Annotated in this window: 28 protein-coding genes and 1 riboswitch; of the genes, 11 read left to right on the forward strand and 17 right to left on the reverse strand. The window is 68.9% G+C overall.

Annotated features, from left to right (window positions below; all coding sequences use genetic code 11):
• Positions 1-41: 41 nt before the first annotated feature.
• The 4 genes from ACFVJS_RS12140 to ACFVJS_RS12155 all read right to left on the reverse strand — a co-directional run bounded on the left by ACFVJS_RS12140 (position 42) and on the right by ACFVJS_RS12155 (position 4,047).
• Complete coding sequence (locus tag ACFVJS_RS12140) at positions 42-1,313, reverse strand: M48 family metallopeptidase (RefSeq protein WP_378880021.1); 1,272 nt, start codon at positions 1,311-1,313, stop codon at positions 42-44.
• Positions 1,310-2,524: a hypothetical protein gene (locus tag ACFVJS_RS12145; RefSeq protein ID WP_378880024.1), complete on the reverse strand. Its 1,215-nt coding sequence runs from the start codon at positions 2,522-2,524 to the stop codon at positions 1,310-1,312. The genes ACFVJS_RS12140 and ACFVJS_RS12145 overlap by 4 nt, the downstream gene beginning before the upstream one ends.
• A gap of 37 nt (positions 2,525-2,561) precedes the next feature.
• Positions 2,562-3,548, reverse strand: coding sequence for an NlpC/P60 family protein (locus ACFVJS_RS12150; RefSeq protein ID WP_378880026.1), 987 nt, complete (start codon positions 3,546-3,548; stop codon positions 2,562-2,564).
• 15 nt (positions 3,549-3,563) lie between these two features.
• Positions 3,564-3,768: riboswitch (cyclic di-AMP (ydaO/yuaA leader) on the reverse strand.
• Positions 3,769-3,864: 96 nt separating this feature from the next.
• Positions 3,865-4,047, reverse strand: a complete 183-nt coding sequence (locus ACFVJS_RS12155; RefSeq protein ID WP_378880029.1) for a hypothetical protein — start codon at positions 4,045-4,047, stop codon at positions 3,865-3,867.
• A gap of 123 nt (positions 4,048-4,170) precedes the next feature.
• Between ACFVJS_RS12155 and ACFVJS_RS12160 the strand changes: the two genes are divergently transcribed.
• The 3 genes from ACFVJS_RS12160 to ACFVJS_RS12170 all read left to right on the forward strand — a co-directional run bounded on the left by ACFVJS_RS12160 (position 4,171) and on the right by ACFVJS_RS12170 (position 7,683).
• Positions 4,171-5,433 (forward strand): NYN domain-containing protein, encoded by a 1,263-nt coding sequence (locus ACFVJS_RS12160; protein WP_378880032.1) that lies wholly within the window; start codon positions 4,171-4,173, stop codon positions 5,431-5,433.
• Positions 5,434-5,629: 196 nt separating this feature from the next.
• Positions 5,630-7,381 (forward strand): DEDD exonuclease domain-containing protein, encoded by a 1,752-nt coding sequence (locus ACFVJS_RS12165; protein WP_378880035.1) that lies wholly within the window; start codon positions 5,630-5,632, stop codon positions 7,379-7,381.
• Positions 7,382-7,404: 23 nt separating this feature from the next.
• Positions 7,405-7,683, forward strand: coding sequence for an Lrp/AsnC family transcriptional regulator (locus ACFVJS_RS12170; protein WP_378880037.1), 279 nt, complete (start codon positions 7,405-7,407; stop codon positions 7,681-7,683).
• Between the two features lie 36 nt (positions 7,684-7,719).
• Here the strand turns inward: ACFVJS_RS12170 and trpD are convergent, their stop codons facing one another.
• Together trpD and ACFVJS_RS12180 are read right to left on the reverse strand one after the other, a co-directional pair.
• The gene (gene trpD / locus ACFVJS_RS12175) at positions 7,720-8,757 is read right to left on the reverse strand and encodes an anthranilate phosphoribosyltransferase (RefSeq protein ID WP_378880040.1); all 1,038 of its coding nucleotides are present in this window, start codon (positions 8,755-8,757) and stop codon (positions 7,720-7,722) included.
• The gene (locus tag ACFVJS_RS12180; protein ID WP_378880043.1) at positions 8,754-9,164 is read right to left on the reverse strand and encodes a hypothetical protein; all 411 of its coding nucleotides are present in this window, start codon (positions 9,162-9,164) and stop codon (positions 8,754-8,756) included. Before ACFVJS_RS12180 ends, trpD begins: the two co-directional genes overlap by 4 nt.
• A 139-nt stretch (positions 9,165-9,303) precedes the next feature.
• On the opposite strand from ACFVJS_RS12180, the gene ACFVJS_RS12185 reads away from it, so the two are divergent.
• From ACFVJS_RS12185 to ACFVJS_RS12205, 5 genes are all read left to right on the forward strand, one after another.
• Positions 9,304-9,969: a heme-copper oxidase subunit III gene (locus tag ACFVJS_RS12185; RefSeq protein WP_378880099.1), complete on the forward strand. Its 666-nt coding sequence runs from the start codon at positions 9,304-9,306 to the stop codon at positions 9,967-9,969.
• A 13-nt stretch (positions 9,970-9,982) separates the two neighbouring features.
• Complete coding sequence (locus ACFVJS_RS12190; RefSeq protein ID WP_378880046.1) at positions 9,983-10,864, forward strand: c-type cytochrome; 882 nt, start codon at positions 9,983-9,985, stop codon at positions 10,862-10,864.
• Complete coding sequence (locus tag ACFVJS_RS12195) at positions 10,861-12,024, forward strand: Rieske 2Fe-2S domain-containing protein (protein WP_378880049.1); 1,164 nt, start codon at positions 10,861-10,863, stop codon at positions 12,022-12,024. The genes ACFVJS_RS12190 and ACFVJS_RS12195 overlap by 4 nt, the downstream gene beginning before the upstream one ends.
• Entirely contained in the window at positions 12,021-13,748 is a 1,728-nt protein-coding gene (locus tag ACFVJS_RS12200; RefSeq protein WP_378880052.1) for a cytochrome bc complex cytochrome b subunit, read from the forward strand. Before ACFVJS_RS12195 ends, ACFVJS_RS12200 begins: the two co-directional genes overlap by 4 nt.
• A gap of 110 nt (positions 13,749-13,858) precedes the next feature.
• The gene (locus tag ACFVJS_RS12205) at positions 13,859-14,209 is read left to right on the forward strand and encodes a hypothetical protein (RefSeq protein WP_378880055.1); all 351 of its coding nucleotides are present in this window, start codon (positions 13,859-13,861) and stop codon (positions 14,207-14,209) included.
• A gap of 3 nt (positions 14,210-14,212) precedes the next feature.
• On the opposite strand, the gene ACFVJS_RS12210 is transcribed toward ACFVJS_RS12205, so the two are convergent.
• From ACFVJS_RS12210 to ACFVJS_RS12255, 10 genes are all read right to left on the reverse strand, one after another.
• A complete protein-coding gene (locus tag ACFVJS_RS12210; RefSeq protein ID WP_378880058.1) occupies positions 14,213-15,064 on the reverse strand; it encodes a MurR/RpiR family transcriptional regulator in 852 nt (283 codons plus the stop codon).
• Positions 15,061-15,936: a phosphonate ABC transporter, permease protein PhnE gene (gene phnE, locus ACFVJS_RS12215; RefSeq protein ID WP_378880061.1), complete on the reverse strand. Its 876-nt coding sequence runs from the start codon at positions 15,934-15,936 to the stop codon at positions 15,061-15,063. The genes ACFVJS_RS12210 and phnE (ACFVJS_RS12215) overlap by 4 nt, the downstream gene beginning before the upstream one ends.
• Positions 15,933-16,745: a phosphonate ABC transporter, permease protein PhnE gene (gene phnE / locus ACFVJS_RS12220; RefSeq protein ID WP_378880064.1), complete on the reverse strand. Its 813-nt coding sequence runs from the start codon at positions 16,743-16,745 to the stop codon at positions 15,933-15,935. Before phnE (ACFVJS_RS12220) ends, phnE (ACFVJS_RS12215) begins: the two co-directional genes overlap by 4 nt.
• Positions 16,742-17,533 (reverse strand): phosphonate ABC transporter ATP-binding protein, encoded by a 792-nt coding sequence (phnC, locus tag ACFVJS_RS12225; protein WP_378880067.1) that lies wholly within the window; start codon positions 17,531-17,533, stop codon positions 16,742-16,744. The genes phnE (ACFVJS_RS12220) and phnC overlap by 4 nt, the downstream gene beginning before the upstream one ends.
• The gene (phnD, locus tag ACFVJS_RS12230; protein ID WP_378880069.1) at positions 17,530-18,501 is read right to left on the reverse strand and encodes a phosphate/phosphite/phosphonate ABC transporter substrate-binding protein; all 972 of its coding nucleotides are present in this window, start codon (positions 18,499-18,501) and stop codon (positions 17,530-17,532) included. The genes phnC and phnD overlap by 4 nt, the downstream gene beginning before the upstream one ends.
• The gene (locus ACFVJS_RS12235) at positions 18,495-19,229 is read right to left on the reverse strand and encodes an HAD family hydrolase (protein ID WP_378880072.1); all 735 of its coding nucleotides are present in this window, start codon (positions 19,227-19,229) and stop codon (positions 18,495-18,497) included. Before ACFVJS_RS12235 ends, phnD begins: the two co-directional genes overlap by 7 nt.
• Positions 19,230-19,421: 192 nt before the next feature.
• Positions 19,422-20,630: an Ig-like domain-containing protein gene (locus ACFVJS_RS12240; protein ID WP_378880075.1), complete on the reverse strand. Its 1,209-nt coding sequence runs from the start codon at positions 20,628-20,630 to the stop codon at positions 19,422-19,424.
• Positions 20,631-20,778: 148 nt separating this feature from the next.
• Complete coding sequence (locus ACFVJS_RS12245; RefSeq protein ID WP_378880079.1) at positions 20,779-21,195, reverse strand: cytochrome c oxidase subunit 4; 417 nt, start codon at positions 21,193-21,195, stop codon at positions 20,779-20,781.
• A 5-nt stretch (positions 21,196-21,200) separates the two neighbouring features.
• Complete coding sequence (ctaD, locus tag ACFVJS_RS12250; protein WP_378880082.1) at positions 21,201-22,895, reverse strand: cytochrome c oxidase subunit I; 1,695 nt, start codon at positions 22,893-22,895, stop codon at positions 21,201-21,203.
• The gene (locus tag ACFVJS_RS12255) at positions 22,892-23,785 is read right to left on the reverse strand and encodes a cytochrome c oxidase subunit II (protein WP_378880085.1); all 894 of its coding nucleotides are present in this window, start codon (positions 23,783-23,785) and stop codon (positions 22,892-22,894) included. The genes ctaD and ACFVJS_RS12255 overlap by 4 nt, the downstream gene beginning before the upstream one ends.
• Before the next feature lie 200 nt (positions 23,786-23,985).
• Here ACFVJS_RS12255 and ACFVJS_RS12260 point away from each other — a divergent pair, with 200 nt between their 5' ends.
• Both ACFVJS_RS12260 and ACFVJS_RS12265 read left to right on the forward strand, forming a co-directional pair.
• Complete coding sequence (locus ACFVJS_RS12260) at positions 23,986-25,095, forward strand: cysteine desulfurase family protein (protein WP_378880088.1); 1,110 nt, start codon at positions 23,986-23,988, stop codon at positions 25,093-25,095.
• Positions 25,092-25,328: a sulfurtransferase TusA family protein gene (locus ACFVJS_RS12265; protein WP_378880091.1), complete on the forward strand. Its 237-nt coding sequence runs from the start codon at positions 25,092-25,094 to the stop codon at positions 25,326-25,328. The genes ACFVJS_RS12260 and ACFVJS_RS12265 overlap by 4 nt, the downstream gene beginning before the upstream one ends.
• 89 nt (positions 25,329-25,417) lie before the next feature.
• On the opposite strand, the gene ACFVJS_RS12270 is transcribed toward ACFVJS_RS12265, so the two are convergent.
• The gene (locus ACFVJS_RS12270; protein ID WP_378880093.1) at positions 25,418-26,401 is read right to left on the reverse strand and encodes a carbohydrate kinase family protein; all 984 of its coding nucleotides are present in this window, start codon (positions 26,399-26,401) and stop codon (positions 25,418-25,420) included.
• A gap of 119 nt (positions 26,402-26,520) precedes the next feature.
• Here ACFVJS_RS12270 and ACFVJS_RS12275 point away from each other — a divergent pair, with 119 nt between their 5' ends.
• A complete protein-coding gene (locus ACFVJS_RS12275; protein ID WP_378880096.1) occupies positions 26,521-26,736 on the forward strand; it encodes a hypothetical protein in 216 nt (71 codons plus the stop codon).
• Positions 26,737-26,758: the final 22 nt, after the last annotated feature.

A 26,758-nucleotide genomic window follows, 5' to 3' on the forward strand; every position in this document is an offset into this window, starting at 1 on the left:
AGCCAGAGGGGTCGGATGCGCCGACTCGGCCTTCTTTTCAGTCAGTCCAGAACCCGATGCGCGATCGCGATGCGCTGCAGCGTCGTCGGGTGAGACCCGAACCACCACTGCGACCAGGCCTGGGGGGACGGATCGGAGAGCGAGCGTACGCCGAGGTCGTGCTGCAGCCGCACGAACGACTTCAGGTCGCCGGTGGCATGGAGCGCGTCGACATCGGCGCGGGCCTCGACCTGCCGGCTGAGCCCGTTCTCCACCGGCATGGCGAGCACGCTCGCCAGCGCGAAGATCGCCAACAGCATCGGGACGCCTTCGGGGGTGGCGTACTGGTCCTGGCGGCGGTAGGAGAGCAGCACACCCAGCAGACCGACGCCCGCGACCGCCCCGGCGGCGCCGATGACGGTGCCGACCAGGACGTCGTCGTGCTTGGCGTGGGCGAGCTCGTGGGCGACGACGGAGAGGACCGCCCCGCGCGCGGCGGCGGTGCGCTGCGAGTCGACGAGGTTGTCGTAGAGAACGACCCGGCGGGTGGAGCCGAAGCCGGTGACGTACGCGTTGAGGGAGGTCGTACGCCGGGAGGCATCGACCACCAGCACATCGTCCAGGTCGACGCCCTCGCGTTCGGCGATCGCCATCACCTCGGTGCGGAGCTGGCCCCGCGGCAGCGGCTCGAAGTCGTTGAACAGCGGCTCGACGACCACCGGGTAGACGAACGAGCCGAGCACCACCAGGCCGGCGACCAGGGCGGCGGCGACGGCCGGCCACCAACGGCGGCCGAGGCGGATGCAGGCGAAGAGGGCGAGCAGCGCCAGGGACGTGGTCACGATGCCGACGGCCTGGTTGAGCAGCGAGTCCGTCAGCCACGGCGTCCACGCCTGCCGGGAGAGCCCGTAGCGAACCTGCAGACGGTGGATCGCCACGCCGAACGGCAGCGTCGCGACCCAGCCGAGCAGCGTCACCACGGCAACCGCGAGCAGCACCCGGAGCAGCCACGGTCCGCGCAGCCGCGCCACCAGGCGCCGCCCGAGCGGGGTGAACCCGAGCACGCAGGCGACGACCAGCGACGCGAGGAGCGAGGCCCGGCTGATCCAGCGAGCGGCACCGGAGTAGGCCAACATCCGCTCCAACTGCTCAGGGGTGAACACGTCCCGCTCGTCGGGCAGCTCCAGGGGGCCGCCCGGGTAGGGGTGCCAAGGGATCAGCACCCATGCCAGCACCACGAACGTCACCGCCCCGAGGACGAGGACCACCCAGGACGTACGCTTCGACGAGCTCAGCACATCGCGCTGCCTGCCGATCACGTTCGCCCCAGTCATCGAGCAGAGTCTGACAGATGGGTCCGCCAGCGGGCTGTCAGCTCGTCCACCCCGAAGCCGAAGCTCGCCTGCAGGGACTTCTCGAGCGGGATGCCGCGACCGGTTTCGTCGTAGAGGTCGACCAAGGCCTGCTCGCCGCCTGCCTCGGCGAGCACCTCGCAGGCCAGCCAGGCGGCTTCGTACTCAGCCCCGAAGTGCTCCGAGCGGGTGTTGAACTCGGCCTTGCCCGGCAGGTGGTCAGGGGCGCCGTTCTCGCGGACCTGGGCGAGGATCTGGCCGGCCGTCTTGCTGAGCGGGAGCTTGGTGTCGCGCAGCGCGACGTAGTCGGCGAACCCTTCGATCAGCCACATCGGGCGGCGCGTGTTGGTGGCGGCGTCGGTGGCGGCGTGAGTGGCCTCGTGGGTGATGACGACCTGCGCGCCCGGTGCGTCCAGGTCGCCGATGACGCCCGGGTTGACCCACACGTGCAGAGGCGCCCCCGCCTTCGTGGAACCGTCGACGGTCGCGGTCACCGCGGCGACGGCGGTGTAGGTGCCCTGCGGGGCGCCGAGCGCGGCGTCGAGCCCGGTGGCGGGTACCTCCAGGACCAGGCGCGGGTCGTCCCAGGCGATCACCTTGCGGACCTGGGTGACCGCGGTGGCGGCCAGTTCGGCGTAGCGGTCGGCGACCTCCGCGGAGGCCTGGGCGATCACGAGGCTGGATCCGCTGCGGCGCACCTGCACCGGGCCGCTCAGCCACAGTGGCATCCGGGTGCCCTGGGGCGCCGAGAACCCGGTGATCGCACCCTCGGCGTCGAAGCCGACCCTCAGCTCCTCGGTCAGCGCCGGGTCGCCGGGAGTGCGCCAGGACATCTCGACGTCGGCCGTCCAGGAGCCGTCCTGCTCCACGTTGCCCGCCTCGGCGAGGTACCTCGCGGTGACGTCCTCGAGGCCGATGGCGTGCGCGTTGCGCACCGCGACCGAGGACGCGTCGTCGCCGTCGGGCTTCGCCCCGTCACGTACGCCGGTGACCAGCTGATCCAGCGAGGCCCGGGCTCCCGCGGTGTCGGCGCGCACGACCGGCGCGGTGGTCGGGGTGGGCGCGACGTACTCGCCGCCGCCGGTGAGCCGCCAGCCGACGAAGCCGGCGAGGAGCATCACCAGCACCAGCGCCGCCCCGATCAGGGCGGGGTGAGCCTGGATCCGGGAAAGAAGAGAGCCGACCGTTCGCACCTGCGAACGATCGGCCTCTTCGGGGTCCTGGGTCAACTCAGCCCGGGCGAACGGCGCCCGTGTAGGGCATCTCGTCGATCGGCGAGACCTTCACACCCGTGCTCGGGTTGGAGGCGTGCACGATCTGGCCGTTGCCGATGTACATGCCGACGTGGCTGATCGGGCTGTAGTAGAAGACCAGGTCGCCGGGGGCGAGCTGGTCGCGGGAGACCTGGGGGCCGCTGCTGTACTGCGCCGAGGAGGAGTGGGGCAGCGAGACGCCGGCCTCGCCCCAGGCGCCCATGGTGAGGCCGGAGCAGTCCCACGACTCGGTGCCGGTGGCGCCGTAGACGTAGGCGTCGCCGACCTGGGCCAGGGCGTAGTCGACGGCCACCTTGGCGCGGCCCGAGGGGGACGGCAGGTTGCCCGGGATGCTGGTGTCGGTGGACTGGATCTTCTCCAGCTCATCGGCCTCGAGCTCATCGAGCTCGGCCTGGGCCGCCTCGAACTTCTCGTCGATCTCGTTCTTCTTCTGCTGCATGGTCGTCTTGACCTTGGCCATCTGCTCCTTGGCGTCCTCGGTGGCCTCGCGGCGCACCTGGAGGGCCTCGGCCTCGGTGTTGTAACGAGCCAGCAGGTCGGCCTGGAGCGCGTTGTAGGACGAGACGGTGGCCAGACCGGCGAGGAACTCTTGCGGGTCCTCGGAGGTGATCACCTGACCGACGGCAGAGACGTCGGAGCCCTCGAACTGCCGCAGCACGGAGTCACGGAGCTCGGCGCGGATCTTGTCCAGCTCCTTGCTCTGACGCTTCTCGTCGGCGTTGAGGTCCTTGAGCTGGTCCTTGAGGTCCTGCAGCCGCAGCTTGGCGTTGCTGTAGTCCTCGTTGGCCGCCTCAGCCTGGGTGTAGAGCTTGTCGACCTTCTTACGAACGTCGTCGATGTCTGGGTCGGCTTGGGCGGGGGTCGCCACGGGAATGATCCCGGCGACACCGATGGCGGCGATGCCGGCTGCACCGGCAATGAGTCGCTTCCGGTCGCGTGTCACGAGCGGACGGTCTCCTTGTGTAGTCGTTGAACGCCTACCGGGTGAGCTGACGGGTTCAGGCACGACCTGCCCTACCACCGCTCCTCGTTCCGGTCTCCCGGATCGTCCTCGCGGCGGATGCACCCCAGGTGATCGCACTCCGTCCTGCGGTGTGCGACCGGTGTGGTTCCCCGGTTCCCGGCCCGCCCCGAAGCGGACCTGGACTAAGCGCGACACTCGCGTGAGCCGGTTGACCCACTTCCACGAGCGCCAAGTTCCTGCGCACATTAGCCGACGGCATCCCCCACCTGCCAACCACCCACGCCCAAAAGTTCGGCTACATCCCCTCCACCATCCGCAGCGGCGGGACCAGTCCACCATCGGCGAGCACGTCGAGCGCCCGGCGCTCCTCGTCCTCGATGGTCAGCTCCGGCGGCGGGCCGAGGAGCACGGTGACCACGCAGTCGTGGCACGCCAGTCCCCGCACGAGGCAGGTGTCACAGTCGATTCTCGTCGTCATGCTGCGACGGTCTCACCGACCACCGACATTTTTGCTTTCGCACGGTTGCGTGCGGCGTGTCACCACCATCGCAGCGCGGTATTCGAGGCGGCGATCGTCGGGGCGGGTCTCTACACTTGGGATATGGAGGTCTCCGCGTACGCGACACTCCCCGACACGGTCCGGGGACGCATCGTCGCGCTCACCGCCGGGGTGCTTCCGGACGTCGTGCGCCTCCCGCCCGCGCTCAGGCGGATCGCCGACTTCGCGCCCGCTCGGCGGGCCAAAGCGGGCGGCGCGATGATCGCCTCGGTGCTCGAGAGCGACGACGAGGTGCGAGAGAAGGTCGGGAGCCACTTGCGCCCGGCGTACGTCTCCGAGGGTGGCGAGGACGTCGCCCTGCCCGATGATCCCGCCGAGGCGGCAGCCGTCGCCTGGCTGGTCCGTCCCGACGGCTGGGAGGTCTCGCTCAAGGAGGCCCTGGACAGGCTGGAAGCCGCGTCGGTCCCGGCGGTCGACGCCGAGGTGGCCCGCCTGCGCGGCAAGCTGGCCGCGACCGAGGACGAGCTCCGGGAGGTACGCGCGGACCGCAAGGCGCGCCTCGATGAGCTCAAGGCCGACAACACCGCGCTGCGCCGCAAGCTCGGCGAGGCCCGGGCCGCCGCTCGCGAGGCCGGCACCGGGCTGGACGAGGCCCTCACCGAGGCCCGTGAGGCGCTCGCCCGCGCCGAGGACGAGCTCGCCTCACGCGACCGGCAGCTGCGCCAGCTCCGCAGCCAGATCGACAAGCTGGAGCGCGAGGCGGCCGCCGAGCGACGCACCTCGAAGACCGACCGCGAGGACGCCTCGCTGCGGGCCCGTTTCCTGCTCGACACCCTTCTCGACGCGGCCGGTGGGCTCCGTCGCGAGCTCGCCCTGCCGCCGGTCACCGGCACTCCCGGCGAGCGGGTGGAGGCCGAGCTCGCCTCCGCAGACGCCGCGGCCGGCGCCGGGGTGACCAGCAGCGCCCACCTCGAGCAGTTCCTCGCCATGCCGCGGGTCCGGCTGATCGTGGACGGCTACAACGTCTCCAAAGCCCTGTGGCCCGACTCAGCCCTCGACGCCCAGCGCCTCCGGCTGCTGCGCGCGATCGCCCCGATCGCGGCCCGCACCGGCGCCGAGACGACCGTGGTCTTCGACGCCCACTCCGCATCCGTACGCCCCACCGCCGTGCCTCCGCGCGGCGTCAAGGTCCTCTTCTCCCCCGAGGGTGTCATCGCCGACGACGTCATCCGCGACCTCGTCGACGCCGAGCCCGCCGGCCGCGTCATCCTGGTCGCCACCGACGACGCCCAGATCATCAAGGACGTCCGCCGCGCCGGCGCCCGCAACGTCCCCCTCTCCTCACTCTCGCCGCTCCTGGGCTGACCGCGCCGCACCGCGCGAGTTGCGAAGCAGTCGCCACCAACCCAGCGCCGAAGCGCCCCTCGTCTGGACGCAGCGGAGCGAGGGAGCGAAGCGACTGAGCGCAGCGGAGGAAGACGAGGGTCAAGCGAAGGCGCTGCGCGAATTGCGAAGCAATCGCATCCAACTCTGTCGGCGGCACCCGCTAGTGTGTTCGAACATGAGTACGGCGGCGGTTCGTGAGGCGCGGAGGGAGATGCGCGCCCGGGCCGTGGCACGCCGCCACCAGGCGACCGCGGGCCGTTGGGAGGCGCAGCGGGGCTTCGACGAGCTCGGCCGACCGCTGCGCGACCTCACCTTCTGCGTGGTCGACCTGGAGACGACCGGCAAGAGTCCCGACAACGGGGGCATGATCACCGAGATCGGCGCGGTGAAGGTGCGCGGTGGCGAGGTCCTGGGTGAGTTCCAGACCCTGGTGAACCCCCACACCGGCATCCCGCCGTCGATCGCCGTCCTGACCGGGATCACCAACTCCATGGTCGCGTCCTCGCCGACGATCGAGTCGGTGCTGCCGGCATTCCTCGAGTTCGCCGAGGGCTGCGTGCTGGTCGCCCACAACGCCGGCTTCGACGTCGGCTTCCTCAAGCACTTCGCGGCGAAGCAGGAGCGGCCGTGGCCGCGGTTCGAGGTGCTCGACACGGTCAAGATCGCCCGCCGGGTGGTCACCCGCGACGAGGCTCCCAACCACAAGCTCGGCTCGCTGGCCCGGGTCTTCGGCTCGCCGACGACCCCCAACCACCGCGCCCTCCAGGACGCCCGAGCGACCGTCGACGTCCTCCACGGCATGATGGAGCGCCTCGGCAACCTCGGCGTGCAGACCCTCGAGGACCTGGCCGCGTTCTCGGCCAAGGTCACCACCGCCCAGCGCAAGAAGCGCCATCTGGCCGAGGACCTGCCGCACGCGCCCGGGGTCTACCTGTTCAAGGACAGCCAGGACCGGGTGCTCTACATCGGCACGTCGAAGGATCTGCGCACCCGCGTACGCACCTACTTCACTGCCTCCGAGACCCGCTCCCGGATGGGCGAGATGGTCGGTCTGGCCACGACCGTGCAGGGCATCGAGTGCGCGACGGCGCTGGAGGCGGGCGTGCGCGAGCTGCGCCTGATCGGCGAGCACAAGCCGCCCTACAACCGCCGCTCGCGGCGGCCGGAGAAGATGCACTTCGTCAAGCTCACCCGGGAGCCATGGCCAAGGCTGTCGCTGGTCAAGCGGGTGCTCGACGACGACGCCGACTACCTCGGTCCGTTCGGGTCCAAGAAGGTCGCCGAGAAGGCGCTCCAGGCGCTGCACGACACGTTCCCGATCCGGCAGTGTGCCGACCGGCTCCCCCTGCTCCCGCGCCGCACCCCGTGCGTCCTCGCCGAGCTCCACCGCTGCCTGAGCCCGTGCGACCAGAGCGTCCCGGCCGAGACGTACGCGGCGTTGGTGGCCCGGGTCCGGGAGTCACTGCTCCACCGTCCCGACGAGGTGGTCGAGACGATCACCGAGCGACTCACCGGCCTGGCCGAGCAGGAGCGGTTCGAGGAAGCGGCCGTCCACCGGGACCGGCTGACCTCCTACCTGCGCGCCGCCGCCCGCACCCAGCGGCTCAGCGGTCTGACCCGGCTGCCCGAGCTCACTGCGATCCGGCGTGAGGACGACGGCCGCTGGGCGGTCCACGTCGTCCGCTACGGGCGGCTCGCCGCCGCCGGCGTGATCCCCCGCGACGCCAACGCGCACGCCTACGTCGCCGACCTCCAGCTCAGCGCCGAGACCGTGCTGGACGCGCCCGGCCCGGTGCCGGCGGCGAGCGCCGAGGAGACCGAGCTGGTGCTGCGCTGGCTGGAGTCACCCGGCGTACGCCTCGCCCACATCGAGGGCGAGTGGACCTGCCCGATCGGCGGCGCGGGCCGGCGGGCAGCGGCGCTCTAGGCCGATCGGCTAACGTGACCTGCGTGATCACAGCGATCGTCTTCATCAATGCCGAGGTCTCCCAGATCCCCGAGGTGGCAGAGGCCGTGGCCGCCATCGACGGCGTCAGCGAGGTCTACTCCGTCACCGGCCAGATCGACCTGATCGCCCTGGTGCGCGTCCACGCCCACGAGGACGTGGCCACCGTCGTCGCCGACAAGGTCAACAAGGTCCCCGGCGTCCTGGAGACCGAGACCCACATCGCCTTCCGCACCTACTCCCAGGTCGACCTGGAAGCGGCTTTCTCCATCGGCCTGGACTAACTCGTGCGCAGCCGAGTCCGCGCGTGATCCTCTACTTCACCGCGAAGTAGCAGCAACCCACCGGTCGAGCACACTCTGCGCCGCCCCGGAGTCGATGGCATCTGCGGCCCGGGCGATCCCGCCGGCGAGACGCTCGTCGACGCTGCCCGAGCCGGCGTCGTGGACCGCGAGGGCGGCACCGGCGTTGAGCAGCACGGCGTCGCGTACGGCGCCCTTCTCCCCGGCCAGCAGGCGACGGACGACGGAGGCGTTGTAGGCGGCGTCCTGGCCGCGCAGGTCCTCCGCGGTGGCCCGGGCGATGCCGTGGTCGAGCGGCTCGACGGTCGCCTCGGTCACGACGCCCTGCGAGACCATCCAGATGTGGGAGGTGGTGGTGGTGGTGAGCTCGTCGAGACCGTCGTCGCCGCGGAAGACCCAGGCGTCGGCGCCGCGGCGGGCGAAGACACCGGCCATGACCGGAGCCGCGGCCGCGTCGGCGCACCCGATCGCGGAGGACGCGGGGCGAGCCGGGTTGGTCAGCGGGCCGAGCAGGTTGAAGACGGTGGCGATGCCGATCTCGCGCCGCGCAGCGGCGGCGTGACGCATCGCGGGGTGGAAGGCGGCGGCGAACAGGAAGGTGATCCCGGCCTCCTCGGCCACCTCGCCGACCCGGGAGACATCGAGGTCGAGCCGGATCCCGAGCGCCTCGAGCACGTCCGCCGACCCCGACTTGGAGGAGGCGGACCGGTTGCCGTGCTTGACGATCTTCGCGCCGGCCCCGGCCGCGACGATCGCCGACATCGTGGAGATGTTGACCGAGAACGACCTGTCCCCACCGGTGCCGACGATGTCCAGCACGCGTCCGGGCACGAAGATCGGGTTGGCCTTGGCCAGCATCCCGTCCGCGACCCCGGCCAGCTCGTCGACGGTCTCGCCCTTGGCACGCAACGCCACCGCGAAGGCGGCGATCTGCGCGCTCGTCGCTTCACCGGCGAGGATCTCCCCCATCGCCCACGCCGCCTGGTGCGCGGACAGTGACTGTCCCGCGACCAGCGTGGTGAGGACCTCAGGCCAGGAGTTGGGGGCGGACGTCATGCGCCAACGTTAACCGGCCGCAGCAGTCCCACGACCGTCCGGGCCAGCTCGAACGGGTCGAGCGGGTGCGCGACGGTCGCTTCCGCACGCGACCAGGTGGCGAGCCATGCGTCTTGAGGACGACCGATGAGGACCACGATCGGCGGAGCGTCCTGCACCTCGTCCTTGACCGCCTTGGCGATCCCCAGCCCGCCGGCCGGAGCGGCCTCGCCGTCGAGCACGGCCAGCGCCAGGCCACCGGCGTCGAGCTGCGCGCGCACGGCCGGCTCGGTCGCCACCTCGACATACTCAACCTCCGGCAGGGAGGGGTGCGGACGGCGCCCCAGAGCCAGGATCACCTGCTTGCGTACGTCGACGTCGTCGCTGTAGACGAGGATCTTCAGTGAATTCGAGGTGGTGTCGGTCACACCCCGATGCTAGCGCCAACACAAGGGTCCGCGGCCACATGTCACACACCGAACCTGAGCGGTGTCCAAGGGTTGTGAAGGCACCCTCGGACACGACACACAGGGTCCCAAGAAGACTCTGGGAATGGGGCAGGACATAATGGCGGGCGTGGCGACAGTATCGACTCTTCCAACAGCCCGCCTGCACGGGCATCACGACCGTCCGAGCATGGTCAGCGTGGGGACGATCATCTGGCTCGCAAGCGAGCTGATGTTCTTCGCGGCGCTGTTCGCGGCCTACTTCACGATCCGCGCGGTCAGCCCCGAGGTGTGGGCTGCCAACACCGACGGGCTCAACATCCCGTTCGCGGCCGTGAACACGACCATCCTCGTGCTGTCGTCGTTCACCTGTCAGTTCGGCGTCTTCGCCGCCGAGCGCGGCCAGGTCGGGCGCAAGGGCTCCCTGCTCGCGATCCACCTGTGGGGTCTGCGTGAGTGGTTCATCCTCACCTACCTCATGGGCGCGGTCTTCATCGCCGGTCAGGCGACCGAGTACGCGGCCCTGGTGCAGGAAGGCATCGCCCTCAACCGCGGCATCACCGGTCCCGACGACCCCTACGGCTCGGTCTTCTACCTGACGACAGGCTTCCACGGCCTCCACGTCACCGGCGGTCTGATCGCCTTCCTGTTCGTGCTCGGCCGGACCTACGTCGCCAAGCGCTTCACCCACGAACAGGCCGTCTCCGCGATCGTCGTGTCCTACTACTGGCACTTCGTCGATGTGGTGTGGATCGGCCTGTTCGCGACCATCTACCTCCTCAAGTGACCAAGGACTGAATGTGCGTCTACTGAACCGCTCCGTCGGTCGACTGTCGCGGCACCGTCGCCGCCCGTTGGCCGGTGCCGCCGTGCTCCTGGTCGCCCTGTTGAGCACGGGCGGCGCGTACGCTGCCCTCGCTCCGGCCTCCCAGGCCGAGCAGGAGAAGGACAACGCTGCTCTCGTCGCCGAGGGCAAAGAGCTCTTCATGATCAACTGCTCCACCTGCCACGGATCCAACGGTGAAGGCATCACCACCCAGAACGGCAAGCTCTACGGCCCGTCGCTGATCGGCGTCGGTGCCGCCTCCGTCGACTTCCAGGTCGGCACCGGCCGGATGCCGATGGCCCAGCCGGGCGCCCAGGTCGAGGTCAAGGACCCGAGCTTCAACCAGGACGAGATCGACGCCATGGCCGCGTACGTCGCCAGCCTCGGCCCCGGCCCGGCGATCCCGGACAAGGAGCAGTACGACCCGGAGACCTACGCCTCCGAGAAGGAGAAGGAGGAGGCGGTCACCCTCGGTGGCCAGATCTTCCTGACCAACTGCACCGCCTGCCACAACTTCACCGGTGCCGGCGGCGCCATGCCGCGCGGCGGTGAGGCTCCGAGCATCCTCAACACCGACCCGAAGCACATCTACGAGGCGATGCTGACCGGTCCGCAGTCCATGGACACCTTCTCCGACGGCAACATCAGCCCGGAGGAGAAGAAGGCGGTCATCTCCTACGTCGAGTCGATGAAGGAGCAGCCCGACTACGGCGGCTTCAACAACGGCAGGCTCGGTCCGGTGACCGAGGGCATCGTCGCCTGGGTCGTCGGTCTCGGCGTCCTGGTGGCCTTCGCCGTGTGGATCGCCTCGCACACCACGCGCACCAACCAGACCAAGAAGGGATCTGCCCAGTGAGCAGCGACCTCAGCGAGATCGAGAAGCACGACGACTCGCACCCCGAGCTCAACGCGCACACCGACGCGCTGCTGCCCGACCCGGGTATGCACGAGCATCACTGGCGTCCCACCGACGTCGACCCGAAGGCGGAGAAGCGCGCCGAGCGGCAGGTGAGCATCTTCTTCGGTCTCTCCGCGCTCTGCTCGGTGCTGTTCGTGGTCGCCTACTTCGCGATCGAGCCGGGCTACGACGGCGACGTCTGGGCCGGCTACGGCGCCTCCAACCTGGCGCTGGGCTCGACCCTCGGCTTCGCGCTCCTCTTCCTCGGCATCGGCGTCATCCAGTGGGCCCGCAAGCTCGTCGTCGACATCGAGCACGCGGAGGACCGTCACCCGGCGGCCTCCTCCCCCGCTACCCGCGAGGTCGCGGTCGCCGAGCTCAAGGCCGCGCTCCACGAGTCCGGCATGGCCCGCCGCCCGTTCATCCGCAACGCGATGATCGGCTCGGCGGCCCTGCTCGGGTTGCCCGCGATCGTGATCCTCAGAGATCTGGGTCAGACCAACGCCCAGATCACCGAGGAGCAGCCCTATCCCGGCGCCGGCCTCGAGCACACCGTCTGGGATGCCGGCGTGCGGGTCGTGCGCGACGTGGTCGGCACCCCGATCCGTCCGGGCGACCTGGAGGTCGGTGACCTGGTCAACGCCGAGCCGGCGACGATCTTCGACGGCAGCCTCCATGGCGCGCCGCTGCAGATCGCGAAGTCGAAGGCGGCCACCATCCTGCTCCGGATGGACCCCAACGACATCTCCCACGACGTGACCCGCAACTGGTCGGTCGACGGCATCGTGGCCTACTCCAAGATCTGCACCCACGTCGGTTGCCCGATCTCGCTGAACGAGCGCACCACGCACCACCTGCTGTGCCCGTGCCACCAGTCGACCTTCGACCTCGCCGACCACGGCAAGGTCATCTTCGGTCCGGCCGGCCGTCATCTCCCGCAGCTGCCCCTGGGTGTCGACTCCGAAGGCTTCCTCGTTGCCCTCTCGGACTACCCTGAGCCCGTGGGCGTCAGCTACTGGGAGCGCAACACCTACGACATCGACGAGATCTTCGACGACTGGTCCAAGGACCACGCCGCCGATGCTGAGCAGTACGGCTACAAGGAGGGCGGACAATGAGCACCGACACGTCCAAGGTTGCTGCCAGCAACGGCACCAACCCGGCGACGCCTGCGGGCAAGCCGACCAAGGCCGGGGCGGCGGCCAACTGGGCCGACGAGCGCCTGGGCCTGGGTGGCCTCAGCAAGTTCCTCTCCCGCAAGATCTTTCCCGACCACTGGTCGTTCATGCTGGGTGAGATCGCGCTGTGGAGCTTCGTCGTCCTGCTGGTGACCGGCGTCTTCCTGACCCTGTGGTTCAAGCCGTCGATGGCCGAGGTCGTCTACCAGGGCTCCTACGCCCCGCTGCGTGGCATCCCGATGTCCGAGGCGATGATCTCGACCCTGGACATCTCCTTCGACGTACGCGGCGGCCTGCTGCTGCGCCAGGTCCACCACTGGGCCGCGATGCTGTTCATCGCCTCGATGATGATCCACATGATGCGCGTCTTCTTCACCGGCGCGCACCGCAAGCCGCGTGAGATCAACTGGGTCATCGGCGCGACGCTGCTGCTCCTCGGCACGCTCGAGGGCTTCACCGGCTACTCGCTCCCCGATGACCTGCTCTCCGGCACCGGCGTGCGAGCAGCGGACGGGTTCATCATGGCGATCCCGATCGTGGGGACCTACGTCTCGTTCTTCCTGTTCGGAGGCGAGTTCCCGGGCGACGACATCATCCCGCGCCTGTTCACGATCCACGTGCTGCTGATCCCGGCGCTGCTGCTGGCCCTGATCGGTGCCCACCTGATCCTGCTGATCTACCACAAGCACACCCAGTGGCCTGGCCCCGGCCGCACCGAGAAGAACGTCGTCGGCTACCCGATGGTGCCGAACTACATCTCCAAGATGACCGGCTTCTTCTTCATCACCTTCGGTGTGACCGCCCTGCTCGGCGCCTTCTTCTCGCTCAACCCGGTGTGGAAGTTCGGCCCGTACGACCCGACAAAGGTCACCGCGGGCTCGCAGCCTGACTGGTACATGGGCTGGCCCGACGGCGCACTGCGCATCATGCCGGGCTGGGAGTCGCACTTCTGGGGCTCGACCTGGTCGTGGAACATCTTCTTCCCGGTCATCGTGCTGCCGATGGCAGCCTGGATGGTCGTCCTGCTGCTGCCGTTCATCGAGCAGTGGATCACCGGCGACAAGCGCGAGCACCACCTGCTCCAGCGCCCGCGCAACGCTCCGACCCGCACCGCCACGTTCGTCGCCCTGATGACGTTCTACGCGGGCTTCTGGGCCGCGGGCGGCAACGACATCATCGCGATCAAGTTCGACCTCTCGATCAACCAGATCACCTACTTCCTGCGGGCGTTCGTGTTCCTGGGCCCGATCGCGGCGTTCATCATCACGCGTCGTTGGTGCATCGCGCTGCAGCGTCACGACAACGAGAAGCTGCTGCACGGCTACGAGACCGGCACGGTGATCCGTACGCCGGAGGGCGCCTACCACGAGAAGCACCTCCCGCTTCCCGAGGACGAGGCCTTCGCCATGACCGTCCGCGACCGCGGCCGGGCCGGCGAGGAGCCGGAGCTGAAGAAGAACGGCAAGCTGTCGCTCCGCGCCAAGCTCCGCGCCTTCTACTACGACCACGACGTCGACAAGCCGACCGCCGAGGAGCTCAGCGAGGCACACCACCACGCCGAGCACGAGGCTCACGCTCTGGCCGCCCACGAGGGTCACCAGGTCGACGGTCACGACTTCGACGATCACCGTCACTCGGCGATCGAGGAGCCTCTCAGCCACTGACGCTGAAGCCGTACGCCACGTGGCGCCGTTCCCTCCGGGGGACGGCGCCACGTGCGTTTCCGGTCGAAACCTGGTTGCCCTCGCCTGGCGTGAAACCTAGGGTCCAGCACATGACCGGCCTCCAGGCTCGCCTCCGAGCCGACCTCCTCACCGCCCGCAAGGCCCGCGACGCCACGGCCACGGCCGTGCTCCGCTCGACGGTGGCCGCCGTCGCCAACGCGGCGGCGCTCCCGGTCGCCGACGCGGCACTCACCGCCGACGGACCGATCGCCGGCGCCGCGGTCGGCGTCGGGGCGACCGAGGCCGCCAGGCGAGAGCTCACCGACGACGACGTCCGCGCCATCGTCGCTGCCGAGCAGAGTGAGCGACTGACCGCCGCGACGGACCTGGAGGCCCACGGAGCAGGCGAAAAAGCGGAGCAGCTCCGCGCGGAGGCGGAGCTGCTCGCGAGCTATCTCTAGGACTCAGCCCAGCGGGTCGAGCTCGCCGCCGACGACCTCGAGCACCCGGGCGCGTACGTTGGCCGCGGCCTCGGGGTCGCGGGCCGCTACGGCAGCGACGATCGCGTTGCCGAGGATGAGCTGCGGGATCCGGATGATCGAGTCGAGCTCCTGACGGAACCCGGCACGGCCACCCTGCGGGGTCACCAGCTCGACCTCGGCGAGCTTGGTCAGCTGGGTGCCGGTGAACGAGGTCAGCGCGATCACGGCCGCTCCCCCGGCGACGGCCGCCTGAGCGACCTGGATCGTCGGCGCGGTGGCTCCGGTGCCGCTGACGACGACGCAGACGTCGCCCGGCTGGAGCAGACGGGCCCGGATGAGCTGGTCGAGGTGGTCGCCCGGAGCGACGGTGCTGAGCCCCTGGGAGGCCAGTCGCATCGCGATGTCCTGGGCGACCGGCGAGGAGACCCCCGTGCCGGCGACCAGGATGGAGCGCGCTTCGGCGAGCAGCTCCACGGCCCGGCTGACCTGCTCCTCGGAGAGGAGGCCGACCATGTCGGAGGCGGAGTCGGCGATGTCGGCGAAGAAGGAGCGCACCACCGTCAGCGGGCTGCCTCCCTCGGTCGTCTCGGTCTTGGCCGAGCCCAGGTCGCGCGCCAGCAGCACCTTGAGGTGCGGGAAACCGCGGAACCCGAGTCTCTGCGCGGCTCTGACCACGGTCGCGGTCGAGACGGAGGCCTCGGCGGCGATCTCGGCGGTGGTCGCCTCGATGGCCCACTCCGAGCGGGTCAGCACGACCTCGGCGACCGCGCGCTCGGACGGGTTGAGCCGCGGCATCGCGGCTCGGATGGCTGGAAGAACCGGCGCGCTTGTCATGCCGCCACCACAGTGGCTTCGGCGCCGTGCAGGATCCGGTGACGCAGCGCTGCGGACAGCTGGTCTACCAGGATCGTCACGATGATGATCACAGCTAGCATGATTCCACCCCATTCCCACTCCCGGCCCCGAAGGACACGGTTTAATAACGCACCAATTCCACCGGCGCTCACGACACCGAGGATCGCGCTTGCCCTGATGTTCACCTCGAAGCGGTAGAGCCAGAACGCCACCGTCTCCGGAAGCATCTGCGGGATCACCGCCGTCCGGACCCTCTGCCACCACGACGCACCTGCGGCGGCGACCGCCTCGACCGGGCGCGGATCGACCGCCTCGATGTTCTCCAGCGTGAGCTTGCCGAGCGAGCCGATCGAGTGGATCCCGATCGCCATCGCCCCCGCCATCGGGTTGAGCCCGAACAGCGGCAGCATCACGATCACCGCGAGCAGGATCTCCGGGACGGCGCGGATGGCGTTGAAGAAGAGCCGCACCGGGACGCGCAGGATCAGCGGCGCGGTGTTGGAGGCGGCCAGGAACGCCAGCGGGAACGAGAACAGCGCGCCGACGCAGGTGCCGATCCAGGCGAGCGCCACCGACTCCCCCATCAGGCGCAGCGACTGCAGCCACCAGTCGCCGTAGGTGAGCTCGGGATCGGCCTGACCCTCGGGGTGAGCCCCCGGCCAGGTGAGCACGCCGTCGAGCATCTGGCCGGCGTACTGCAGGATCTCTCCCGGGAACAGCGGCAGCCGCTCCCACTTGGCGTTCTCCAGCGACCAGCCGGCGACCAGCACGATGCCGATCAGGGTCAGCCCCGCCAGGGTGTAGGGCCACTTCGGTGGCGGCTCGGGCCGCGCGGCGGCGTCCGGGGTCACACCAGTCTCCGTCGCAGGAACTGCGAGAGCAGGTCGATCGCGATGACCACGGCGAAGATGACGATCACGACCGCCGCGAGCCGCGGATAGTCGGCCCGGTTGAAGTAGAGCATGATCAGCTGCCCGACGCCGCCTGCCCCGACCGCACCCAGCACCACGGAGGCGCGGATGTTGAGCTCGAAGACATAGAGGACGTACGAGGCGTAGTGGGGCAGGATCTGCGGCACGATCGCCGCACGGGCACGCTGCCAGCGGGTCGCCCCAGCGGCGTCGAGCGCCTCCAGGGGTCCCGGATCGACGGCGTCGATGCTCTCCGCGGTCAGCTTGGCGACGATGCCGATGTTGAAGATGGTCAACGCCAGGATCCCGGGCAGGGGGCCGGTGACGACGGCGACGAAGACCAGCGCATAGGCCATGTCGGGCAGCGAGCGGATCACCGACATCACCGACTTGGTCACCCGGTAGACCGCGGGAGGCGCGCTGACCTTCGAGCCCAGCAGCGCGACGCCGAGGGCGATCAGCGAGCCGACGAAGGTCGCGATCACCGCGATGGCTGCCGTCTCCACGAGGGCGGTCCACAGCCGCGAGGACGGGTCGGTGATCTCCGACCACTCGGGACGCACGACCTCCTCGAGGATCGAGGTCAGTATCGGCCACTGCTTGATCACCGGTGCGAGCGAGAAGTCGATCGCCCACCCCGCCACCACCGTGATCGCGACGGCACCGAGCACGCCGCCGACGAGCAGCGGGCTCGGCGGCGGCTGGGCCGGCCGGGCAGGGGTGGGACGCTCGAGGGTGACCTGGGTCATGCCGAGACGTCCTCGGCGGTCAGCGAGCGCCCGTAGATCTTCTCGAAGACCGCGTCGACGGCCTCGGCAGCGGGGCCGTCGAACACCACCTGTCCCGCGCGCATGCCGATGATGCGGTCGGCATAGCGTCGGGCGAGATCGAGGAAGTGCAGGTTGACCACGGTAGTGATACCTAGATCCCGGTTGATCCGTTGCAGGTCGCGCATCACCAGGTTGGCTGTGGGCGGGTCGAGCGAGGCCACCGGCTCGTCGGCGAGCACCACCGAGGGCTGCTGCGCGAGCGCCCGGGCGATCGCGACCCGCTGCTGCTGTCCGCCCGAGAGCTCGGAGGCGCGTACCCAGGCCTTCTCGACGATCCCGACGCGCTCCAGCGCCTCGAAGGCGATCTCCTTGTCGGCCTTCGTGTGCACGCCGAGAGCCGACTGCAACCAGGACTGGGCGTGCAGCCGGCCGGTGAGCACGTTGCCCATGACCGAGCGGCGGGTCACCAGGTTGAACCCCTGGAAGATCATCCCGATCTCGGCCCGCAGCCGCCGCAGCCGGCGCCCACGTGCCGCGGCCACGTCGGTCTCGCCGACGGAGAGCGAGCCCGACGCGACCGGCACCAGACCGTTGATCGTGCGGATGAGGGTCGACTTGCCGGCACCGGAGAGCCCGACGACCACGACGAACTCCCCCGGCGGAATGGTCAAGGAGACCTTGTCCAGACCCCGGGTGCCGTTCGGGTAGACCACCGAGACGTCGTCGAAGACGATGCTGCGACCGCCCCCGGGATCCGAGCCGCTCATTCGCCGAAGTTCTCCTCCACGGACTTCGCCTTCTTCAGGGCAGCCGTGTCGACCTTCTCGAGACCCTCGATCTCGTAGACCGCCTCCAGCGTCTTGAGGCCCTTGGGGTCCTTCGCCATCGCGATGAACGCGTCGGTCACCTTCGTACGCAGCTCCTTGGAGAGTCCGCCCGCGACGACGATGCCGTCGTTGGGGATCTCGGTGGAGTAGGCGAACACCACGACGTCGGAGGCGACCTTCGGCTCGTCGGCCGCGACCTCCTCGCGGGCGTCGTCGAAGCTGACCCCGACCGGGTAGTCGCCGCGCGCCACCGCGAGCACCGCGGCGTCGTGGTCGCCGGCGAACTGCGCGTCGAGGTCGACCAGCGCGTCGCCGCCGGTGACCTGTCCCCACTGGGTCGCCGGATAGTAGTAGCCCGAGGCCGACCCCTGGTCGACGAAGGCGATCGAGCTGCCGGGCTTGATCTTGGCGATCGCCTGCTCGCCGACAGGGCCGGTCTTGGCGGCGTCGGTGCCGTTGCAGTACTTGAGGCCCTCGACCACCTTGACCTCGTCGGCGCAGTAGGTCTCGGGGTCGTTGGTGAACCACTGGGTGTGGTAGGTCCCCGAGCCATAGCGCACCGACTGCAGGATCGGCACCGCCCCTGCCTGGTCCTCGGCCTGGACCATGCCGATCGGGCCGAGCATCGCCACCTGGGCCTGGTCGGACTTCATCGCCACGATCGCGGCGGCATAGCTCTCGGTCACCTCGGCGCGTACGGGGATCCCGATCCGGTCGCCGAGGAACGATTCGAGCCCCTTCGCGCTCTCCGTGATCGAGTCGACGTCGCCGGAGGGCACCAGCGACAGCACGATCTCCTCGGGATCCTCCGCGGGCGCGGCGCTGTCCTCACCGCTGCCGCAGGAGGCGAGTGCGAGGGCGAGCGATGCGGCGGCACCGACCGCCAGCAACCGGGGGCTTCTCAACATTGGACAGACTCCTTGAGGGGGTGAGCTGCGAGGAAGGACGACGGGTCATTCGACCAGTCCGAGACCGCTGAGTACAGGTCCATGAACGATCCTGCACGAACATGAGCCGGTCCTTGCCGGCGGTCGAAGGCATCAACGTACGCAGCAACACAACCACGCTCGACGGCGGGAGCAAGGTCATTGCGCCAGATGTCGCCGACCGACATCAGCCACTCCGGTGTGTCGGCGGCGCCGACGGCGTCCAGGAAGGCGTCCAGGTGCCCGATCATCCGGGTCGGCTTGAGGGCGTCGGTGCGCACCTCGTCCACCACCTCGCGTACGCCGAGATGCTCCAGGACCGCGTCCAGCCCGCTGCCGGGCGAGTTGGTCAGGATCACCCGGTGCGCGTCGATCCCGGCAAGCAGGTCGACCAGCCCGACGGGGGTGTGGATGTCGCCCGGGTTGGCGCTCATCTCCGCTCGGCTCGCGACGTACGCGGCACTCAGCTCCTCCTCGGTGACGCCGGCGGCCAGACCCAGGATCTTGACGGCCTCATAGCCGTCCTGAGCGCCCGTGAGCGTCTTCGGAGCGCTCTCCGGCAGCCGTCGCCCCAGGAAGGCCGTAGCGGTCTCCAGGAGGGCTTCAGGAGCCTCGGTGAGGGCCGCCACGCGGGCGGCGTAGAGAAGCACTGGTGTGTCTCCGAGACACACCGTGCCGTCCAGGTCGAGCACCAGCACAGGCCGAGGCAACGAATCCACCTTCCAGGCGCGGGCCGTCGGGGGTCGGCCCTGCGCGACGCGATTGCGTGTTGACTGGAACGTAGGTAAAGACGCTTCAGGACGCAAGCAGCAACGGCTTGGTGTCACACGCTATTTACTGCAGTGCAGAATATCGGCTCTGACCACACAGAAGGCTCAGGCGACGCCCGACGCGCCGCCGGTTCAGGCGAGGGCAGACCCCGCCCGGTATTCGTCGAAAGGCGTGTTCCAGTCGCCCCAGCCGTTGCTGAAGGTCATCTCGCGGTTGGTGCCGACGGTCTCGACAACGTCTCCGCGACGGGTCATGTCGTAGAGGAACTTGGCGTTCTCGTCGCTCATCCCGGTGCAGCCGTGGGAGACGTTGGCCCTGCCCTGCTGCGCGACCGACCACGGGGCGCCGTGGATGAACTCACCGGAGAAGGTGAGCCGCATGGCCCACTTCACGCCCTCCATGTTGTAGTACTCCCGGTCGCCCGGGTTGATCCCGATGGTCTCGGAGTTCATGGTCTTGCGCTCGAACTTCTCGATGATCACCTTCACGCCGCTGCGGGTGATGAACCCTTCCTTGCCGGTCGTGATCGGGATGGTCTTGACCTTCTGGCCGTTCTTGAAGACCTCCATCTGGTGGGTCTGCGCGTTGGCCCGATAGATGTGCGCGTCACCGGTCTTGAAGGTGATCTCGCGGTTCTTCTGGCCGAAGATGCCGCCGCCGGCGGGGACGGAGTTGATGTTGAGCTTCACGTTGATCGTGGAGTTGGCCTGCCAGTAGGTGCGCGGACGGTAGTGGACCTCCGTGTCGCTCACCCAGTGCCACGACCCCTCCTGCTTGGGCGTCGACTCGACCAGCATCTTCTTCTCGAAGGCGGCCTTGTTCTTCACCGGCAGGTCGTACGTCACGATGATCGGCATCCCGACGCCGACGGTCTCCCCGTCGAGCGGCGCGATCGACGGGTAGGTCTGGCGGTCCAGGCCGAGATCCTCGGTGGAGAAGGTGATCTGGCTCTTCTTCTCCAGCCCGTCGTCACCGGTGGCGGTGACCGACAGCGTGTAGGAGGCGGTCGGCTCGAGCACGTCACCGGCGCTCCAGCTCAGGCCGTCCTCGGTGATCGTGCCGCGCACCTTGGTGCCCTTGGCACCGGTCAGCATCACCTCGTCGAGCCGCCCCTTGGCCACGTCGACCTTGACCACCTTGTCGACCGCGACGCCGGTCGCCTTGTCCTCGACGTTGGGCTTGATCTGCACCTTCGGCTCGGCGGGCTTCTTCGGCTCCTTCGAGGCCGGGTCCGCGCCACATGCGACGAGCACAGGCGCCACGACCGCGGTCGCGGTGGTCAACAGCACCCGGCGGCGGGCGAGCAGGGACGGGCGGTGAAACGGTGACTGCGTTGACACGGTGAGACTGCTCCAGACCTGAATTTTTGAGCCCAGCGCCCTGAACCGGGACGCGAGCGCGACAACCCTATCGGGCATTGCCAAGAGGCACCCAAGAAAGGCAGCGGGGCCCGATCCGTGATGGATCGGGCCCCGCGTACGTCCTTGCTCAGTGCTTGAACTCGCCTCGGTAGTACTCGAAGTTCCAGCCGGCGGTGGCCAGCATGCCGAGCACGGCGGCGATGATGACCAGCCACCAGGCGGCCATCGCGACCGCGAGGACCACCAGACCGAAGGTCAGTCCGGCCCACAGCGGCCACCAGGAGAACGGCGGGAAGAAGCCGTACTCGCCGGCGCCCTCGGCGATGTCGCCGTCCTCACGGTCCTCGGGGCGCGGATCCATCCTGATGGCATGGAAGCCGAGATAGATCCAGATCATCATGAACAGCAGCGTGCACATGACCAGCGCCGAGGTTCCGGTCCAGTCGCCGCCCTCAGAGGAGGCCGCGGTGACGAACCAGTAGGCCGGGGTGACCAGCACCATGAAGGCGGTGCAGACCCCGAAGATCCAGGCTTCAGACTTCATCGGGCTCAGCCTTCCTTGTTGGAGCTGGTGGCGGCATCAGCCTTGGGGAGATCGTCCTCATCGTGCTCCAGCGCGGCGATCTCCGGGTGGTGGAGGTCGAAGGCCGGGGACTCCGAGCGGATCTTCGGGATGGAGGTGAAGTTGTGGCGCGGCGCCGGGCAGGCCGTGGCCCATTCCAGCGAGCGGCCCCAGCCCCAGGGGTCGTCGACCTCGACGATCGGCGCGTGGCGCGAGACGTAGAGGTTGTAGAAGAACGGCAGCATCGACAGGCTCAGCAGGAACGCGCCGACGGTCGAGAACTGGTTCAGGAAGGTGAAGCCGTCGCTGGGCAGGTAGTCGGCGATACGCCGCTGCATGCCCTCGACGCCGAGCCAGTGCTGGACCAGGAAGGTCGCGTGGAAGCCGACGAACAGCAGCCAGAAGTGGACCTTGCCGAGGCGCTCGTCGAGCATCCGGCCGGTCATCTTCGGCCACCAGAAGTAGAAGCCGGCGAACATCGCGAACACGACCGTGCCGAAGACGACGTAGTGGAAGTGCGCGACCACGAAGTAGGAGTCGGACACCTGGAAGTCGAGCGGCGGGCTCGCCAGGATGATGCCGGTCAGACCACCGAAGAGGAAGGTCGTCAGGAAGCCGATCGACCACAGCATCGGGGTGTCGAAGCTGACCGATCCGCCCCACATCGTGCCGATCCAGTTGAAGAACTTCACACCTGTCGGGACCGCGATCAGGAACGTCATGCCGGAGAAGAACGGCAGGTTGACCGCACCGGTGACGAACATGTGGTGCGCCCACACCGCCACCGAGAGGATCGCGATACCGAGGGTCGCGGCCACCAGGCCGATGTAGCCGAAGATCGGCTTACGGCTGAAGACCGGGAGGATCTCGGAGATGATGCCGAAGAACGGCAGCGCGATGATGTAGACCTCGGGGTGGCCGAAGAACCAGAACAGGTGCTGCCACAGGATCGGGCCACCGTGGGCGGCATCGAAGACGTGGGAGCCGAACTGGCGGTCGGACTCGAGCATCAGCAGCGCGGCGGCCAGGATCGGGAACGCGATCAGCGCGAGCAGCGCGGTGATCAGCACGTTCCAGGTGAAGATCGGCATCCGGAACATGGTCATGCCCGGAGCACGCATGCAGATGATGGTGGTGATGAAGTTGACCGAGCCGAGGATGGTGCCCAGACCACCCATGTAGAGACCCATGATCCACAGGTCGCCACCGACGCCCGGCGAGTACTGCGCGCTGGACAGCGGCGTGTAGGCGAACCAGCCGAAGTCGGCCGCGCCGGTCGGGGTGAAGAAGCCGCTGGCCGCGATGATCCCACCGAAGAGGTAGAGCCAGTAGCTGAACATGTTGAGTCGCGGGAAGGCGACGTCGGGGGCACCGATCTGGAGCGGCATGATCACGTTGGCGAAGCCGAAGAACAGCGGCGTCGCGAACAGCAGCAGCATGATCGTGCCGTGCATGGTGAACAGCTGGTTGAACAGCTCGTCGTTGACGACCTGCTGACCCGGGAACGCCAGCTCCGAGCGCATCAGCAGCGCCATCAGGCCACCGATGAGGAACCAGACGAACGACGTGACCAGGTACATCTTGCCGATCAGCTTGTGATCGGTGGTGGTCAGCAGCTGGTAGACGTGCTTACCGAGCGGCTTGGGGCCCCCGGTGACCGGGCGCGCAGCGGTGGCGGTCACTCGCCCTCCTCCTCGTTGTGGCTGGCGATGTCGTCGGTGGTGCGGGTGGACTTGCCACCACCGAGCAGCGGGCGCTCGGACTCGAAGCCCTTCTGCGCCAGCGCGTCGACGTAAGACTTGTAGTCGCTCTCGGAGAGGATCGCGACCTTGAAGATCATCCGGGCGTGGTAGACACCGCAGAGCTCGTAGCAGGCGCCGCGGAAGGTCTTGCCCTGGATGAGGTCGTTGGCACCCGGGTCGAAGGTGGCCGTGGCCTCCTTCGTGGTGATCGAGTAGTGGTTCACCCGACCGGGGACGACGTCCATCTTCATGCCGAACTCCGGGACACCGAAGTTGTGGATGACGTCGGCCGAGCGCAGGTTGAAGCGCGTGGTGGTCTTCTCCGGGAGGACCAGCGTCGGGATGTGCGAGCCGGTGCCCACGACGTAGCCGTAGCTGCTGTAGGGGAACTCGTCGTCCACCAGGTTCTCGTCAGCGCTGGCGTCCATCTCGCCGATGCCGTGGTTGAAGGTCCACTGCCACTGCTGGCCGGTCACCTCGATCACGTTCGTCGGGTTGCCGTCGTCCAGCATCTCGTTCTGGACCTTGACGGTGTGGTCGAAGAACACGATCACCATCAGGACCGGGGCGATCGTGTAGAAGATCTCCAGCGGCAGGTTGTATCGCGTCTGGACCGGGATGTCGGCGTCGCTACGGCGCCGGTAGCGCCAGATCGCCCAGAAGATGAGCCCCCAGGTCAGGACACCTGTGATCAACGCGGCAACCCATGCGCCCTGCCACAGGGCGAGGTTGTGCTCCCCCTGCTCAGAACGTGGCTCGGGGAAGCCGAAACGCGCCGCCTCGTCCGAACAGCCACTCAGCAGGAGGGCGCCGGCCGTCAGCGTCGCCACCAGCGCACCACGTCGGGCGCGGGCGTGGGACGGAGTCGATCCGGCCCCTGGCAAGTGCAGACCCACTACGAGCCTCTCTCTCATGCGAACACTCAGATGCCCGCAGACTACCGCGAGCGCCTCCGGATTCATCTTCAGGGGTTCCTCATGTCGCATATGGCACAGAGGTTCCGCGCGTGGAACCTCTAACGTTGGGTTCCGTGACCGACAGCTTCACCTACCTCGACGCCGCATCGGCCGAACCGCTCCATCCGGCGGCCAAAGACGTGCTTCTGGCCGCGGCGGAGCAGGGGTACGCGGATCCCCGCCGCCTCCACCGACCGGCCCGCAACGCCGGACTGCTGCTCTCGAACGCACGGGAGGTCGTCGCCGAGGCTCTGGGCGTACGTCGCGATGAGGTGCTTTTCACATCCTCGGGAACCGCCGCCGTGCAGGCGGGCCTGCTGGGGCTCGGAGCACGTGGCATCGGTCACAGTGCCGTCGAACACCAGGCCGTCATCGACGCCGCGCGCTGGTCGCAGCGCTCCCCCGTCACCGAGCTGGCCGTCGATCGCGAGGCGCGGATCGAGGTGGCCGCCGTGCGCGACGCCGTCGCGGCCGGGGGTGTCGACGTCGTCGCGGTCCAGCAGGCCAACCACGAGGTCGGCACCGTGCAGCCGCTGGACGAGGTCGCCGACGCGGCCGGCGGGGCGTCCCTCTTCGTCGACGCCTGCGCTTCCATGGGACGCCTGCCTCTGCCCCCGGTCGGTGACGCGATCGCCGGCTCCGCCCGCAAGTGGGGCGGCCCCGGCGGTGTGGGAGTGCTGGTCGTGCGCAGGTCGGCACGATGGCGCTGGCCGTTCCCGGGCGATGAGTGGTCGCGTACGGACCAGGGGTTCACGAACATCCCCGGGGCACTGGCCGCGGCGGCGGCGCTCCAGGCGGTCGTCGCCGAGCGCGACGAGGTCAACGCCCGCCAGCACGAGCTGATCTCGCTGGTGCGGGAGCGGGTCCGGACGGAGGTGCCGGACGTGGACGTCGCAGGGCCGGAGCAGGACCGTCTCCCCCACCTGGTGACGTTCTCGGCCCTGTATGTCGACGGCGAGGCGCTGGTGACCGCGCTCGACCGTCTCGGCGCCGGCGTCGCGAGCGGATCGGCCTGCACCTCGGACACCCGCGAGCCGTCTCGCGTGCTTGCTGCCATGGGAGCGCTGACACACGGTAACGTTCGGCTGTCGCTGACCCGCGACACGACGCGAGAGGATGTGGAGCGCGTGCTCGACGCACTGCCCGGGATCGTCAGGAATCTGCGCGCTGAGGCGGGGCTGTGAGCGCGCCGGCCGTCACCCTCGACTGCCGCGGGCAGGCCTGTCCGCGCCCCATCATCGAGCTCGGCCGCCACCTCGGCGACGTCGAGGTCGGCGAGATCATCGCCGTCGCGGCCGACGACGTCGCCGCCCACCACGACGTGCCCGCCTGGGCCCGGATGCGTGGGCAGGAGTTCGTCGGCGAGGTGGAAGCAGAAGACGGCGTACCCGTGTATCGGATACGCCGCCTCAGCTGAGCGGATGGTCGGGATACCCGGTTAACCGGGTATCCCTGCACTTCTCAGGCAATGCGATGCCCGAGAAGTGCAGGAACTGCCAGAGAAGTTCAGGCCTTGATGTGGGCCGCGATCTGGTCGGCGGCGGTGTCGCCGTAGGACTCACGGACCCGGGCGACGAACTCCTCGGCGGTGAAGGAGTACTCCTGCGGGCCGACGGTCTCGACACAGTAGGCGGCCAGGACGCAGCCGACCTCGGCGGCCTGCTCGAGCTCGCAGTCCCAGGCCAGCGCGGCCAGGAAGCCGGCACGGAAGGCGTCGCCGACACCGGTCGGCTCGATGGCGTTCACGTTCTTCGCGGCGGGCAGCTGGATCGGCTCCTCGCCCTTGCGCTGGATGCGTACGCCGTCCTTGCCGAGCGTGGTGACCTGGGTGCCGACACGGGCCAGCACCTCCTCGGCGGACCAGCCGGTCTTCTGCTCGAGGACGTGCGACTCGTATTCGTTGGTGAACAGGTAGGCGGCGCCGTCGACGAGCTCGCGGATCAGCTCACCGTCGCCGAAGGCGAGCTGCTGGCTCGGGTCGGAGATGAAGGTGTAGCCGCGCTGGCGCGCCTCCTCGGTGTGGCGCTTCATCGCGTCGGGGTCGTCGGGAGCGATCAGGACGAAGGACGGCTCGCCGACCTTCTCCGCGATCGGGCCGAGCTCGATCTCGCGGGCCTCGGCCATCGCGCCCGGGTAGAAGCTGGCGAACTGCGCCATCGCGGTGTCGGTCGTGCACACGAACCGCGCGGTGTGCAGCGTCTCGGAGACACGCAGGTGGTCGCAGTTGACGCCGTGGCGCTCGAGCCAGGAGCGGTAGTCGGCGAAGTCCTCACCGACCGCACCCACGAGCACCGGCGCCAGGCCGAGGTTGGCCAGGCCGAAGGAGATGTTGGCGCCGACGCCACCACGACGGATCTCGAGGTCGTTGACCAGGAAGCTCACCGACAGCTTGTCGAGCTGGTCGGCGACCAACGAGTCGGCGAACTTACCACCGAAGCTCATCAGGTGGTCGGTGGCGATGGAGCCTGCGATCAGGAGTGAACCGGACATGCGCGGAACCCTACCGGCGAGACCTCGGGCGACGTTAAGGCTCGGCCGTGGACAGGAGATGAAATATTACTGTTGAGTCGGCCTTCTACTACCCGTTGGTAGTGCTTACCGTCGTTTGCATGACAGACATGCGCGTTCCGTACGACGACCTCGACAGCCCCGCGCAGCTCTGCGCCGACTGTGCCGCCGCCGACAGCGCTCTGCGCCTGCCGGCGCCACGGGCGCGCGAGACAGCCCGCCCGGCACCGACGGTGCGGATGCAGTCCCGCGAGCCGCGTGATGCCGCCATGCTCGAGGCCATCGGGCACGTGGCCGACGATCTCGCCCTGACCTGATTCTCCTCGGAGGAAAGCGAGC

Origin of the sequence: Nocardioides sp. NPDC057772, assembly GCF_042798075.1 — a bacterium.
GTDB lineage: Bacteria > Actinomycetota > Actinomycetes > Propionibacteriales > Nocardioidaceae > Nocardioides.

Bases quoted from the DNA above. Each gene is read 5' to 3' on its own strand.
- ACFVJS_RS12140 (WP_378880021.1), bottom strand. From the start codon at position 1,313: ATGACTGGGGCGAACGTGATCGGCAGGCAGCGCGATGTGCTGAGCTCG.
- ACFVJS_RS12155 (WP_378880029.1), bottom strand. From the start codon at position 4,047: ATGACGACGAGAATCGACTGTGACACCTGCCTCGTGCGGGGACTGGCG.
- ACFVJS_RS12160 (WP_378880032.1), top strand. From the start codon at position 4,171: ATGGAGGTCTCCGCGTACGCGACACTCCCCGACACGGTCCGGGGACGC.
- ACFVJS_RS12165 (WP_378880035.1), top strand. From the start codon at position 5,630: ATGAGTACGGCGGCGGTTCGTGAGGCGCGGAGGGAGATGCGCGCCCGG.
- trpD (WP_378880040.1), bottom strand. From the start codon at position 8,757: ATGACGTCCGCCCCCAACTCCTGGCCTGAGGTCCTCACCACGCTGGTC.
- ACFVJS_RS12185 (WP_378880099.1), top strand. From the start codon at position 9,304: ATGGCGGGCGTGGCGACAGTATCGACTCTTCCAACAGCCCGCCTGCAC.
- ACFVJS_RS12200 (WP_378880052.1), top strand. From the start codon at position 12,021: ATGAGCACCGACACGTCCAAGGTTGCTGCCAGCAACGGCACCAACCCG.
- ACFVJS_RS12205 (WP_378880055.1), top strand. From the start codon at position 13,859: ATGACCGGCCTCCAGGCTCGCCTCCGAGCCGACCTCCTCACCGCCCGC.
- ACFVJS_RS12210 (WP_378880058.1), bottom strand. From the start codon at position 15,064: ATGACAAGCGCGCCGGTTCTTCCAGCCATCCGAGCCGCGATGCCGCGG.
- phnE (WP_378880064.1), bottom strand. From the start codon at position 16,745: ATGACCCAGGTCACCCTCGAGCGTCCCACCCCTGCCCGGCCGGCCCAG.
- phnC (WP_378880067.1), bottom strand. From the start codon at position 17,533: ATGAGCGGCTCGGATCCCGGGGGCGGTCGCAGCATCGTCTTCGACGAC.
- phnD (WP_378880069.1), bottom strand. From the start codon at position 18,501: ATGTTGAGAAGCCCCCGGTTGCTGGCGGTCGGTGCCGCCGCATCGCTC.
- ACFVJS_RS12245 (WP_378880079.1), bottom strand. From the start codon at position 21,195: ATGAAGTCTGAAGCCTGGATCTTCGGGGTCTGCACCGCCTTCATGGTG.
- ACFVJS_RS12270 (WP_378880093.1), bottom strand. From the start codon at position 26,401: ATGTCCGGTTCACTCCTGATCGCAGGCTCCATCGCCACCGACCACCTG.
- ACFVJS_RS12275 (WP_378880096.1), top strand. From the start codon at position 26,521: ATGACAGACATGCGCGTTCCGTACGACGACCTCGACAGCCCCGCGCAG.